The 13,998-nt window shown below is 44.5% G+C and carries 9 protein-coding genes; 1 reads left to right on the top strand and 8 read right to left on the bottom strand.

Features of this window, described 5'->3' with window-relative positions; all coding sequences use genetic code 11:
* Positions 1–4: 4 nt before the first annotated feature.
* The 8 genes from mutS to S1OALGB6SA_RS03695 are packed head-to-tail and all read right to left on the bottom strand — an operon-like array spanning position 5 to position 13,178.
* On the bottom strand, positions 5–2,545 hold the full coding sequence (gene mutS, locus S1OALGB6SA_RS03660) for a DNA mismatch repair protein MutS (RefSeq protein WP_124032595.1): 2,541 nt from the start codon (positions 2,543–2,545) through the stop codon (positions 5–7).
* Between the two features lie 36 nt (positions 2,546–2,581).
* Entirely contained in the window at positions 2,582–3,106 is a 525-nt protein-coding gene (locus S1OALGB6SA_RS03665) for an OmpH/Skp family outer membrane protein (RefSeq protein WP_037560559.1), read from the bottom strand.
* Positions 3,107–3,117: 11 nt separating this feature from the next.
* Positions 3,118–5,604, bottom strand: coding sequence for an outer membrane protein assembly factor BamA (gene bamA / locus S1OALGB6SA_RS03670; RefSeq protein ID WP_037560558.1), 2,487 nt, complete (start codon positions 5,602–5,604; stop codon positions 3,118–3,120).
* A 35-nt stretch (positions 5,605–5,639) separates the two neighbouring features.
* Positions 5,640–9,956, bottom strand: a complete 4,317-nt coding sequence (locus S1OALGB6SA_RS03675) for a translocation/assembly module TamB domain-containing protein (protein ID WP_037560556.1) — start codon at positions 9,954–9,956, stop codon at positions 5,640–5,642.
* Positions 9,953–10,675 carry a hypothetical protein gene (locus tag S1OALGB6SA_RS03680; protein ID WP_124032596.1) on the bottom strand — a complete coding sequence of 241 codons (723 nt, stop codon included), beginning with the start codon at positions 10,673–10,675 and terminating at the stop codon, positions 9,953–9,955. The genes S1OALGB6SA_RS03675 and S1OALGB6SA_RS03680 overlap by 4 nt, the downstream gene beginning before the upstream one ends.
* On the bottom strand, positions 10,672–11,037 hold the full coding sequence (locus S1OALGB6SA_RS03685) for an ExbD/TolR family protein (RefSeq protein ID WP_037560554.1): 366 nt from the start codon (positions 11,035–11,037) through the stop codon (positions 10,672–10,674). The genes S1OALGB6SA_RS03680 and S1OALGB6SA_RS03685 overlap by 4 nt, the downstream gene beginning before the upstream one ends.
* Positions 11,038–11,047: 10 nt before the next feature.
* A complete protein-coding gene (locus tag S1OALGB6SA_RS03690) occupies positions 11,048–11,683 on the bottom strand; it encodes a MotA/TolQ/ExbB proton channel family protein (RefSeq protein WP_052079666.1) in 636 nt (211 codons plus the stop codon).
* Entirely contained in the window at positions 11,676–13,178 is a 1,503-nt protein-coding gene (locus tag S1OALGB6SA_RS03695; RefSeq protein ID WP_124032597.1) for a hypothetical protein, read from the bottom strand. The genes S1OALGB6SA_RS03690 and S1OALGB6SA_RS03695 overlap by 8 nt, the downstream gene beginning before the upstream one ends.
* Before the next feature lie 27 nt (positions 13,179–13,205).
* Here S1OALGB6SA_RS03695 and tmk point away from each other — a divergent pair, with 27 nt between their 5' ends.
* Positions 13,206–13,964: a dTMP kinase gene (gene tmk, locus S1OALGB6SA_RS03700; protein ID WP_052079664.1), complete on the top strand. Its 759-nt coding sequence runs from the start codon at positions 13,206–13,208 to the stop codon at positions 13,962–13,964.
* Positions 13,965–13,998 lie beyond the last annotated feature (34 nt).

Below are 13,998 nucleotides of genomic sequence, written 5' to 3' on the forward strand. Positions count from 1 at the left end.
GAAACTAGCTAACCAAATTCAATTCTTTCTGCCATCTTGCCAAAATCTGTAACGATTCCATAGGTGTCAAATTATCCAGTTCCAAATCTCGAAGTTTCTCCAGTATCATTTCTCTGTTGTCAAAAAGTGAAATTTGTACCGCTTTGCGTGTGGTTTCAGTCGATGAACGTGCTTCCTGCGAAAGCAATAACTCCTGTGCTCTTCTCACCACCGACTCCGGAAGTCCCGCCATAGAGCCAACATGAATCCCATATGAAGCCTCCGCCGGACCTGGCACAAGAGTCTTTGGAAATATCAGCAGTCCATCTTTTTCATGTACAGCCATAGACAGATTTATCAGATGTGGATGCTCGATTTTCGTCAACTCTCGATAGTGAGTCGCGAATAGCGTTTTTGGAGTTGTCTGAGTGAGAAGATATTCGCACACGGCCTTCGCAATGGCCAGGCCATCGGCCGTTCCAGTGCCTCTCCCAATCTCATCCATTATTACGAGGCTTTGTTTGCTTGCACTTCTAAGGATGTTTGCCGTCTCATTCATTTCAACAAGGAAGGTAGATTCTCCTCTAGCCAGATTGTCAGTGGCTCCAACTCGGCAATAGATTCTATCAACTAGCCCTATTAATGCGGAATCTGCCGGCACGAAACTCCCCGCGTGCGCCATTAGCGTGATTAATGCAACCTGACGCAGGATTGTCGACTTACCGGCCATATTGGGGCCTGTAATAAGAGCAAAGGACACCCCATCACTATCTATGGAAATGCTGTTGGGCACAAATGAGCCATGCGGAATGTGACATTCTACAATTGGATGACGTCCCCTCTCAATCTCAATTCTGGAATCTTCAATCATGCGGGGACGAACATACCCATATTCGGTTGCAGCATGGGAAAAGGCCTGAACAACATCAATATCTGAAATAATGCCCGCTAGTCGAAGTAGTTCGGAAACGTGTTTTTTTGCCTCTTCCCTGATACTGAGAAAGAGTTCCTGCTCATATTCAATTATTCTTTCTTTTATACTGTTGATTTCAGCTTCAAGTTCCCCAAGTTTCTCGGTTGTAAATCTTTCGCACTGCGCCAGTGATTGTCTCCTTCTGAATCTCTCCGGAACTCTGTCTGCCTGCCCCTTCCTCACTTCAAAGAAGTATCCGATTATTCGGTTGTATTTCAATTTAATGGAGTTGATTCCGCTTGCAGCCTTCTCTTCCGCTGCATAGTCTTTCAGTATTTTTTCTCCGCTGTCATTTTTTCTCCTCATTTCATCAAGCTTGCTGTCCCATCCTTCTTTTATTAGCCTGCCCTCCGTTAAAAGAATTGACGGTTCCTCCATCAACGACTTATCAAACATCTCCGCCAGAGTGAAGAGAAGACTGAAGAGCGCTTCAAGATCACCTCGACCATCATCCAGCAAAGAATCCTCTACAATATCTCGAATTCCAAATGCCCCAGTCAGCGAATCCCTCACCGCGATAAGATCCTTGGCATGAGCTTTGTCCATCGCAATTCTGGCCGATAGTCTCTCAATATCCAAAATCCCAGAGAGCAAATCGCGCAATTTAGCGAGAGTAGTCTGACTGCGGTACAGTTTCTCCACCCGTTCATGATGCAGAACTATACTCGCAAGCTCTGGGAAGGGTTGTAGAATTCTTCTCCTGAGTTTTCTCGCGCCCAGGGACGTTTTTGTATGATCCAGAGTCTCAAGCAGTGTGAAAGAACTGCCCCCGTCATGCAGATTCTTGACTATTTCCAAGTTTCTAATTGTCGATTCATCCAATCCGAGGGCACTGCTCTCGTCGAAAATCTCAATCGAACGAATATGAGGTAAAACTCCTTTATGTTTGTCATCCAGGTAGTTGAGTATTGCGCCAGCTGCCAATATGCTCGGTTCCTCATCATCGATTCCAAATGCTTTTAGATTAGCCGTCTGAAACTGTTTGAGAAGCCGCTCCCGAGACTGCCTTAAGTCGAATACCCAGTCGGGCTGGCAGTCCAGAACTACGTCTAAATCACCCAGAAATGAGTATTTATCTGACTCGAGCAAAACCTCTTGTATAATCACCTCCCTAGGGTTTGTTCGCGCAATCTCTCTCCGTAGTAGTTCCTTTTCTGAATTTTCCGCCAACACAGTGGCGCGAAACTCCCCTGTGGAGAGATCGACATAGGCCAGGGAGGTGTTCTTGCCATTTCCGACTAGTGCGGCAAGATAATTATTGGTTCGATTATCCAAATGGGAAACATTGATTATCGTGCCCGGAGTGACAACCTCAACAACTTCCCGCTTTGCCAGTCCCTTCCCCTTAGGCATTTCAACTTGCTCGCATATGGCAATTTTCTTTCCGTGTTCCAATAGGCGGGCAATGTAATTATCGACAGCATAGTAAGGTATACCGCACATCGGAACACCTTGCCGTTGAGTCAAAGTTAAATTCAGCAGCCGGCTGATTTCTATGGCATCAGACTTGAACATCTCATAGAAATCACCCATTCTGAAGAGAAGCACGGAATCTTTGTAGCTTTCCTTCTGCCGATCATATTGGCGGAACATAGGTGTATTTTCGTTGCTGGGGAGCATTTCAACGCTCTATTCAGTTTTCATTAATCGCTGCAATACCAAATCGGTTATGTCAACCTCGTAATTCCACCACAGTAAGTTTGGGTCTGAACGTTTTAAAACAATGCTGAATCCATTTGTTTCCGCGACAACCTGGATTTCATTAAGAATTGTCCGGGCCAATTCATTGCTGGAACTCAGGTTCGTTACCGCCTGCTGAATTTGATTGCCCTTAATCCTGACATATTCCTGATAGTACTGTTTCCTTTCCTGAATCTTACTTTCCAAATTCAATTCATCTCTCACGTTGCCACGAATCATGGCAGTGATTTTTCTTTCCTCCAAGCTTTGTATCTCATCTTGCAACTTACGAACTTCATTGGCATAATTTGTCTTCATCTTCTCGATTCTCCTGGCTTCAGCAGAATCGACATAAAAGGCGGATAGTATTCTCGCATAATCCAAAACAGCCACTTTAGTGATCTGCTCGGCACCAAGAGGAAGAACTTGAATCAATCCAATCTCGAACAATATTGAAATAACCAGCCTTTTCATTGACAAAGCTCCTAATAAATATCCAGTTTGAAGGCTATAACCAGATCCATACCCCATTTCTTGAACTCGGCTAAACGCGGCTCAGGATTCCAGTCAATATCCCCATCAATATTCCACCGGAATTTCTTCACCAGATATATGCCAATGGGGAATTGAGGGTTCGCGAATCGGAATCCTCCACCCAGGCTGAAACGCCAATCGTGGATGTTCATTTTTAGCAAAGCGTTGCTGCTCTTGAATCTGCCATCTTTTGCAACCCAGGAGCCAACTGCGTCTAAGAAAATATCGAAATCCAAAATATTGGGAGCAATCGGAAAAATAAGCTGCAGGGTGTTATCCCACAGGTATCGATAGCCGGAATTCGGCTCCCAGCCTCTCGCAACAAACATTCCATCAATGTAAAACCCATCTCTCTGCCTATCAACGGTCTCGTTTATCCATGGTTTGCTAAGCAATGCCTGGAACGCCGTATTGAAGTAAAAGATGCTTTGAAAATATCCACCCTCATCATTTACAGGCACCTTGAACAATAACTGATTGAAATTGAATCTAGTTATACTCTTTATATAATCCCGTCGAGATGCCGGAAGTATGCCTGCAAAAGTAACACTCTCGCTCAGAATGAATCCCTTCGTTGGATTAAACTGAAGATCTCTCGTATCCCAGGAAACCCGTAGAGAAATGCTGTCATCATATTTCCAAGTTTCCAGGTTTTCTCTGATGTTTTTGCTGTGCGGTCTATATACAGTTGGGTCATACTTGACAAATTCCCATGCAAGACGAAGCCCTGTTGAAGCACCGAAACGACCTAATCTAGTTATCCATGTATATCCCGTGCTAAAAGTGGTAGAAAGAAAATGGGAATCATACTGCATTTGATGATCTCTGGGCACGATTCTGCCCACTGCATCATATTCATTCCAAGTGAGATAAGGATCGGGGAAGCCATTGCCATCCAAATCCATGTTAATACGTCTATTTACACTGTGGCCCCATCGAAATTCAGCCCCGCCAGACCAACGCAAACCCAGAATTCGAGGTTCCGTAAAACCTAGCGATACACTTTGTACACTCGGTGACGCAGTAGCAGTTGCACCAATAATCTGCCCGCGTCCGAGGAAATTCTTATCGCTCCAGCTTACTTGGCCAGATATCGGAAAATCAGGCCCACCTGAAAACGTCAGGCCAAGACCAATATCAGAAGTTTTTCCTTCTTCTACTTCAATCACCAAATCCATCAGTCCATCTTCATCTCCTGGATACGGCTGTGGTTCGACAGCGCTGAAAAATTGAAGATTGAGCAGATTGGTTACTCCATCAATAATCTTCGACTTACTGAACACCTCTCCTTCTTCGAGTGGAAGTTCCCTGCGAATGATGTAGCTCTTTGTTTTATCATTTCCACGAATAATTATGTTTTCAATGTATGCGAGATCCCTTTCAGTTATTTTTACATCATAAGAAATTATATGCTGTTCACTGTCCCGAATCTCTTCGTAGGCAAAATTATTGAATATGTAGCCATTTTCATAGTAGAGATCTTCAATTCGCTGGATATCCATTTGAAATCTGGAGCTGTTAAACACCTCTCCGGGCTGTTGCAATACGAGTTCCTCCAGTTCGGAAACTTGATAAATACTGTTCCCATCAAAGTTCATCCCGCCGTATGTCCATACATCACCTTCCTGGATTACAATCGTAATTGCAAGTTTGGCAAGATTCTGTTCTTCATCAATTACAATCTCTTTGTCAACATTCAGAATCTTTGCATTGATAAGTCCCTGGTCTTTATAGTACTGCTCTATCGCCTTGATATCTTCCTGAAGTTTCGTTTCAACATAAAGTCCCTTGCCAAAAAATGACTGGGGTTTTGTCTTCATCAAACTCTTCAACGTTTTATCGGAAACATGCTCATCGTTTCCCACGAATTGGATATCGCTGACTTTTGTCTGCTTGCCCTCAACTATAGCGAATAAAACACTTGCCGTGTTCGTAAGTTCATCAACGATGTAGCTTGCAACTGCTTCCGCATCGATAAATCCTTTCTCCAAATAGTAATCGACAATTTTCTGTTCATCGAGACTAAGGGAACCTGGATTGAGAAGATCGCCGGATTTAACTAGTACTTCATCCGCCAACACCCCATATCTGACTTTGGTGTTGCCGGTGAAAAGCACGTCCTCCACCTGAGGTTTCTCCTTAACCTGAAAGATAAGCGCCACACCTTCCGGATTGGAAATCCCCGGACGCAAATCTGGAAGGATGATATTGAAGTAATCCAGCGCGTAAAGCTTGCTTTGTATCTCCCAAGACAGTGAATCTGTATAAGTTCTCCCCAGGTAAGGCCGTATTAATCCCAAGAGTTCATTTTCTGAAACTGTTCCAAGACCTTCAAACTGGATATCGGAGATTGGTTTGCCTTCATACCACTGTTCTTCCTGCGCAAAAGCATTTATAGGAAGAATAACTAAGAGAATCAGGATTCTTATACGTCGCATTCGCTATCCTAATCCATTTCTGGACGCAGTCAGTTCTAATATGAAAAGTGCCATTTGAGGGTAATTGCATTGCCGGCAACGAATCCTTCGTCAGGGTTGGGAGAATACGACCATAAAGCGTTGAAGAACGGAGTTGACATTTCCAAATCGACCGAAGTTTGGAATTCTAAACTTCCGATGATGGAACTAGTTCTCTGATCTTCAAGGAAATTGGCGGTTAAGGTTCCGGAAAAAAATAGTGAAGTCCCTATGTATTTGCCGACGTACATACTTGTATTATCCAGATACCGCCCCAAGCTTCGAGATTGAGTTCCCAACCCTGTGTCGGTGCCCCTTGTCAGGCCTTCTGTCAAGGTGTTTTCAATGATATCTGTTTGAATTGAAACCATGTCGAGATTGAATCTCTCCTGTAGCGCTTTCTCAAACGGTTGAACAATGCCCATTTGGCCGAAAATACCGCTTGCCGCAAGCAACATCCTGCTCGCTCCCCGATTATCCTGGGAATTTGCATAAGGTGCAACTGCCTGCCCAAAAAGAGATAGGATATCCGAACGTGGTGGAACGGTTTCGATAGTCGGATTGAAATCGGACATGATCGGGGCATTATAAACCAATGCAACCTGAACATCCTCACTCTTCTCATCTTTGACACGAGTTTCCGCTCGAAAGGCAAGCGTGGGATTGAATTTTTCGGATGTTTCGTTAAAACTTAGCGATCCTTCGGTAATCCGAAAATCCCGATCGAAATAGAAGATATCGCCCGTTTTAATTGGTAAAACGCCTGTAAAGGAAAAAGTGTAGGGCTTATTACTGTAAACCAAATTTACAATCTGTCCGGTTTCTGCAGTTGCCCGGATAATCCGTAATTGCTCGTTAGGAAGGTAGACAATACAATTATTACCTGTAATGAAATCGAAATCTAGAGAAACTGTGGCAGAATATGCCTCCTTCCTAATCTGCCTTATGGGCGTTCCCGAAGTGTCAAGCGATACTCGCAGCTTATGAAAGGTGAAATCCCCATCCAGATAGAAGCGTTTATCCCCTCCTGTCATATGAACTTCACCGGTGAAAATTCCATCCAAATTCACGCCCAATAGCGGATAGTAAACCGGCACTCCGACTCCCCCTGATGTTGGAGTGGCACCGTAGAACATATCGAAATCTACTATTCTGAATCTATCCAGCACGACAAACCCGCCACCATACAGAATTCCATCCCCAACAGGAATATGAAGTCTGTCAATAGTGATTCTATGACCCTCGAAATGTATATCAGTGCTTGCAGGCTGAATTTCCGCGTAAGTGTAGGGTGTATCGACTTTTAAATCTACAGCTCGCAGTATTCCGTCAATCTCGGGGTTATTCAGTGGGCCGGTTACATCCAGTTTTCCAACAAAACGTCCTGATTGGAAAATAACATAATACTGCAGCAGAATCGGATCTCTATACATCACATAATTGATAAGAGCCGGATCCATAGACAACTCGGAGAACGAGAAGTTTATGTCTCCATCCTTGATTGTGCCGTTTCCCCTTGCGATAACAGGCATTTTCGAACCCGAAAGCACAACGAGTTCACCACTTCCATATGAGTATGACAGATTCAGCATTTCGCTGCCCGGGGAAACTATTCTGAAAAAAGCATCATCTTTGGAAAAATGAAATGTGTAAGCCGGCAGATGTGGTGTCGAATTCCACATAATCGGCTGGGTTGCTATTGTTCCCTTGTAACTTGAATCGAGTAAGTACAAAATTTCGGCTATGCGAAAGGATTTGCCAAAGTCAACTGCCAAAGAAAAACCCGATGACACTGGAACTTGATTATATGTGACATCCAATTCTACCGTCGATTTCAGCGAACCTTCCTTCATATCCAGTAAAACAAGACCTCGATTCAGGCTTATACCGTTGTATCTACATCGGATATCATTGATTCGCATAAATTCCGATTCAACTGAGATTGCGCCCTGCACTTCGAAAGGTTGGCCGTCAAATATCCCATTGTTACTATTTAGAGTTAGTGAAATTGAAGGATTCTTCAAGGTTCCGTTTAGGCTGCCATCAACGAAAAGTTCTCCGGAAAAGCGCCCGGGCATTATTCTTTCAATTCTAGCTGCCGATATATCCAAACTCACAGCCCAGAAGTCTCCATCCTTATTAAGGGTGATTTGATAATTTTCATCGCCTGCACCATCGAGTAACAGTTGTCCCAGCAAAACTTGTGAGTTATTTGCAATCTTGAATATCGCGTTCCCAGTGAGCTCGCTATATGCATCGGAAATGCTTATCTCCGAGATAATCACTGAATCACGACTGAGTTTGCCGTTGAATTCAACAGCAATATCTGGTTTTTCCGATCTTTCCGTTAACAGAAATTGTGCACGATTGATGTACAACTCCCAATTCCCGCGTGTTATAATTGGCCCTCTAACGTCAATCGAAGTCACTATCCGCCCCTCAGGCAATGGAATTGAAACACTTTCACCGACAAACTGAACCAATCTTTCATACGTGGATTTGGGTTCCATGTATGCCGACAAACCGAAATCGCTGTTAACAACCAGGCTTCCATCATCAAACCATTGGGCGGTTATTGGAAAAATCTGCTCTCCTAACAGCACCCTGCCTTCTGCAAATCCTTCCTCTGCGAACTTATTACCAAAACCCCTTCCATCTACAACGTACTCATTCCAGGTAACTCGAAGGCTATCGAGAGACCAGTTCTCAGGAGAGGCTCTGCCACTGATAGTGAAGCCATTGCTTAGATTGTCTTTATGACGAAGCGCAACTTCATTGAGAGAGGCTGTCCAGGTTTTGTTATTTCTTACAAAAGAGGCGCTCATATCAAAAAGGAAATCTTTGATAAGTGGCGGGTCAAACGGCCCTGTCAAACCGATAAGGCGTGTTATGAATGAAGATTCGAATCCTTTCACATTGACAAAACCATGAATCGCAAGTTCAGCACGTGAATTCACAAACAGGTCTATAGTCAGTTTTTTCTCTTGAGTATTCTCTTCGCTTTCCGGCACCGCAATCAGTGAAACAACGAATGAATCATTCTCACGTATTGCAAGAAATCGGAAATCCCTAAACCGAGCATCGTTTGTCTCAAGTATTTCCGGCTCGGCAGTGATAACACCTGCTCTCGTATCTAGATTAAACGCTGCGAATGCTGGATAACCCAGCAAAGACTCATCCAAACTGAAGGTTAAGGAACCATCAGGCGCTAAGCGTTCGATATCCAGAGTTCCAACATACGAAAGACTGCCCCATTCGAACGATATTCGCAATTTATTTATATACACGTTACTCTGCGAACCTCGAATTTTCAATTCGGTTCTATAATCGTGCGTCTCGATATCTGAATTGCTCCAGAGGCTCATATCAGCCTCATAAACAAACTCGTCAAAAAACGAAGAACCAGAGAATTGAAATTGACCATCGACTATGGATGAAAAATACGGTGTCAACCACCCCGAGGAGATACCCGGCAACGCAATATCTGTTATATTGAGTTCTTTGGTTTCACCACTTATACGCCAACCATCAGAGGAATAATCAATCAAAAGATTGATTGGGATGTCATCCCCGACTCGTCTGGCAGCGAGTTCATTGTCTGCATAAGTGAAATCCACGGATATGGGTTGTAGAACTACGTGGTTTGAAACAGCCGACAGTATATCGAATCTACCATTCACTGTTGATTCGTCGGGAGAAAAACTGCCGTTAGAGAGTGTTACCACTCGTAGTTCCCTGTTCAGGAAATCTATATCCTCCGCGCGGAAAACTCCTGCAATTTCATAGCGAACGATTCCTCTCTCATCATTCAAAGTCAGCTCCACATTGTTTGCGTTTAATCGAATTGTTTGGTTCAAGTAAACTTCTGCAGACAATCCGGAGAATTCTACTGACTTATGTGCAAGAAGAGACCAGATATCGATAATTTCCTTGTCCCCCACCGCTTTCTCTCGCGACGAGTTGGACAATACCGAGAGATTGAGATGCCCGTTTCTAACCACGACTTTGCTGATATGCCGCAGCAGATCGTCACTTGTCAAAACTCGAAGGGGGTTGTAATGAATCTGTACAGTTTCCGCTCTGAAATCGCCCTGCTCGAAAGTGACATGCAGTCCGCTTACGAGCACTCTCGATAAGAGTGCCGGCGAAACGCGTTCATAGCCAACCTTAACACCCAGTGAATCTTCCAGTCGACTGATTATACGATCTTTCACAATTTCCGCTCTGCGATCGGCCTGGGTTCGCAGAGGGCTCAGCACCAGTATGGTGAGTAGGATACTAGGAACGAATAAGAGAGCTTGAAGGACATGTATACTCTTGAATCCCATTTTCATAAGCTTTCCTCAAGGAAAAGAAGGCGTAAATGGGCTTCTTGAACTTCTTCATTATCGAGACGCGGTTCAAGTGTAAGTTGTAGTGCAGCGCCGTGCAGGTAACGATCAATCCGCGTATCCCCCGAACCAGGTGGTATAAGCTCCGCGGAAAGCACTTCTCCTTGAGCTGATACTCTGATTTTCATCACAACATCCAATAATTTTTCAGTTTCCTGAGGGAACTGTGCTACATCAACAATCGGAAATGACAAAATTTCCCGTTCCCTTCCATTTACCCAGTTTATCAGCCAGGGACTGAGCAGGGATGAACCGGAACTTGGTTGCTCATCGAAATTGACTGATGAATCCGCGGCATCGAGGCTTGGCACCGGTTCACCAGGTTTGGATCTAGGTGGCAACTCATAATTTAGAAGAGCTGCGAATTCATCAGCCAATTCACCACCGAAAACCGATTCATTCCCTATAACTGTTTTATCATCCATGCTGCCTTCTTCGGCTTTGGATACGCTTTTTCGAGAAACACTGGCCAAATGAGAGTTCTCACTCTCCACCACTGTTGGTGTTTTTAAGTTATGCTCTGTATTTGGATTGCTATCAATCCTAACACGTATTCGGTTATTGGTAAAAGCACTGGATTCATAGAATTCCGCAGAAGCAAACAGAATCATAGTGATGAAGAATCCATGCGAAACTGCCGATACCAGAATCGCTTTTATCAACGCTCGTTCCTGATTGTTTGTAGCGAGATTAACTCGAATCCGGCCCGCCGCACCTTATCCAGGGTGGCAATAATTTTGCCATAGTCAATATTTTCATCTCCCTGTATGATGATTTCCTGGCCAGCTTGTTTTTCGGCTTCATCCTCTAAGACTGATTCAACTGAATCCCATCCGATTTCTTCGCCGTTAATCGACACTGAACCGTTTTCATACAAGGTGAGTATAATCCCCATTGTCGGGGTATCTTCTGAGGTTTTTGACTCCGGCAAATTAACTTCGATATAGCTTTCTTGTCGGAAACTGGTGTTCAAAACAAAGAAGAGACAGAGCAAAAAGATGATATCGATAAGAGGAGTTAGCAACAACCCCCTCCTATTTCGCAGATTCTCTTTTAAAGGCATACCGCACACTTGATATTGAAAGGCATTCGGCAACTATTTCATCCAGCAACTCCGAATGCCGACCGACAATCGCCTCAAACAAATGAAGCGCCAGCATCGCCGGAATTGCGACTGCCAAACCCGCGGCGGTGGTAACAAGAGCCTGGGAAATGCCGCCAGCTAAAACATATGGGTCTGAACTGCCGGTCGCGTTCATCCTGGAGAAAACGGTAATCATACCGGCTACGGTACCGAGAAGTCCCATGAGCGTTGCCACATTGCCGATTCCGTTCAATATCGGGAGATTGCGCTCCATCCGTCCCAAATACTTCTCTCTGAGGGCTTCGAGCCTTTGCTTATATACTTCCGGCATCAATCTAATCCTTGTTGTAAGTGCGAATGCCAGTAGTGACTTCTCCAGGCTCAAATCTCGTTTGGGAAAGGTTTTAAGAATTAAATCAACCGGTGTTTTTCCTATTCCGCTCAAAGCCTCTCTAAGAACTGTTTGAGATTTAACTCGCGTTCTGTAGTAGAAAACAGTCCTTTCGAGTATTATCCCAAGCGCAGCCACGGACAGAAGAATTATCGGTGTGAGGATTAACCAGTTTGTTCTAATTAATTCAGCCATCAGCCGCTCCAATGCTCTTCCAGGCAAGTGTTAATTTCAACGAGGGTTTATCCCATGGTACCCTTGTATATGCCGACAAACCAGCATTCCAGTTCTCATTGATTTCCCAATTCAGCCCTAATCCTATTATAGCCTCTTCGCTCCTGAAACCGCCAAAAAATTCGGCAAGAATCGCATCTTGTGAGCCACTGAATATGTAATAGGATAACTTCTCGTTCGTTAATTCGATTCTGCCTTCCCAGATATCAGTGAATCCCAGCAGGGAGAAATCCAATCTGCCCGAAAGATTGATACGCTGGTTGTCGAAATTATAACCAATCGATACCTCCCCCTGCACACGTTTATCATCTCTGTTCATGACAATCCCATTCTCCGCTTCACAAAAAGCCCCTTCAGTATAGGACATTTCAAACAGATAGCTAATTCGTTTATTCTCAATCTGAGCAATGCCGAATCGATATCTGGAATGAATTGGAATCCGGGCTTCAAAACTGTTTATTCTCTCTCTGCGAAATATTCTCACCAGATTATCCGGGTATCTCATGAAAATTTCTGCATGGGCATAAATGCTTATGTTATCGTCTATTAACCAGTTGAAACCTAAAAAGGGCATGGCCCGGATTTTTTCAGAGCCGTCATAGGCAACATCAACCCCAATTTTACCGAGCAGCCCATAATTGGAAAAATCTCGGGCAATCGCAAGCATCCCACGACCGCTTCCCTCTGTATCACTCATAGTATGCGATAGGCCTCCCTCAATTTTTGTAATTATCGACCAATTACTCTCCCCGAACCGAAAGGATAAATCTATACCGCCTAAAATGGATATGCGACAGGTTGAGAAGCCATAGTGGTGTAACTCGAGAAAGTAGTTGTCGGGCTGGTTTATCCCTCTGTCCCAATTCAAAACAGCAGCTGAATAAGGAAGAATATCATCTCCTTTCTTAGTTCCTATTTTAACGGAACTCGAAAGCAAGCCATTTCTTTCCCAGCCGAACTCGCCAGACCAGGGGCGCGGACTTGTCTCAGGAAATGGAACGAAAAACTGCCCTCCGATTTCGCCAAGATTCTCAAATGCACCGCTTGCGCCAAAATCGCCCCCTTCCTGAATATCCGAAACAATGCTGAGAGCCCACTCCCCTGGCTTAGGGGATTTCAACTTCGTGGTTGCGAGAGTTCCCAGCAATTCCAATGATAGCGCGTCGATGCCCCTCGTTGGATCGATAACCGGCAAATTTTCGGGCAGGGATTTTGGAGCCTTTAAATAATCTTCGATGGGAATTCTGTATTGCCGTCGATACCGGGGAGGAACAGGATTCCAGGTTTCCGCCAAATCCGGGAACAGATTGGGAGGTGGTATGTCTGGTTCCGAGTCTCTGATGATTACTAAATCCGGAAGCAAGAGCACTTCTCCGTGGACGGTCTTGCAGGTTAGCAAAAGAAAAGCAAGAGAAAGCATGCTTCTAAGCGTTTGGGGTGGACCGTGTGCTCTCATCAATTCTATCTTATCTGAAAAACATCGATGGTCGGAAGAATGGGGCCTGAATACGACGAGCCTCAAAAGGAAATTGATTTTGCCTTTCGGGAGAGCACTTTGAGGGCCAGGAAAAACGCCGGCGCCTTAAAAATCGAGAATTACACTGAATCCAACTTCGAGGGCTGGATGAGTAAAACAAGAAATATCTGGAAGGGGTTGGTTGCGATTGAAGGCATCGATGGCTCTGGAACAACCACGCTGCTTAGCTCGCTGGAGAAATCCTTGAAGGGTAAGAATATACGATTTGGCGCCGAACCTACAAACGGAAATATCGGAGAGGTGATACGAGATGCGCTTTCGGGACGCAAAGCAGTGACTCCAAAAACTTTGGCGCTCCTTTTTGCAGCTGACAGGCGTGAACACATATACGGCGGAGGTGGAATTCAAGAGGGTCTGGATTCGGGACTTATCTATATCACGGATAGATATCTTTTCTCGTCGCTGGCCTACCAGACACTTTCTGTGGATTGGCACTGGGTGGATCAGCTGAACTCAGAGTATCCTCTCCCGAGTCACATGGTTTATCTCAGAATACCTGTGGAACATGCCTTAGAGCGCATCTCGGCGCGTGATGAGAAGGACATTTTCGAAACGGCTGAACTGCAGTACAAGGTTGCCGAAGGCTACATGCGATCAATCGAGAAATACCGGGATTCAGGCATAAAAATTCTTGAAATTGATTCCCGTGGAAACTTGGAAGAAACTTGCGCCGCGGTATTGAATTTCATCGGTGAACTATTTTGACATTAACGGAACTGTAACTGAAACCTAACTGAAT

It is taken from the genome of Olavius algarvensis spirochete endosymbiont (assembly GCA_900608495.1).
Taxonomy (GTDB): domain Bacteria; phylum Spirochaetota; class Spirochaetia; order DSM-2461; family DSM-2461; genus UBA2779.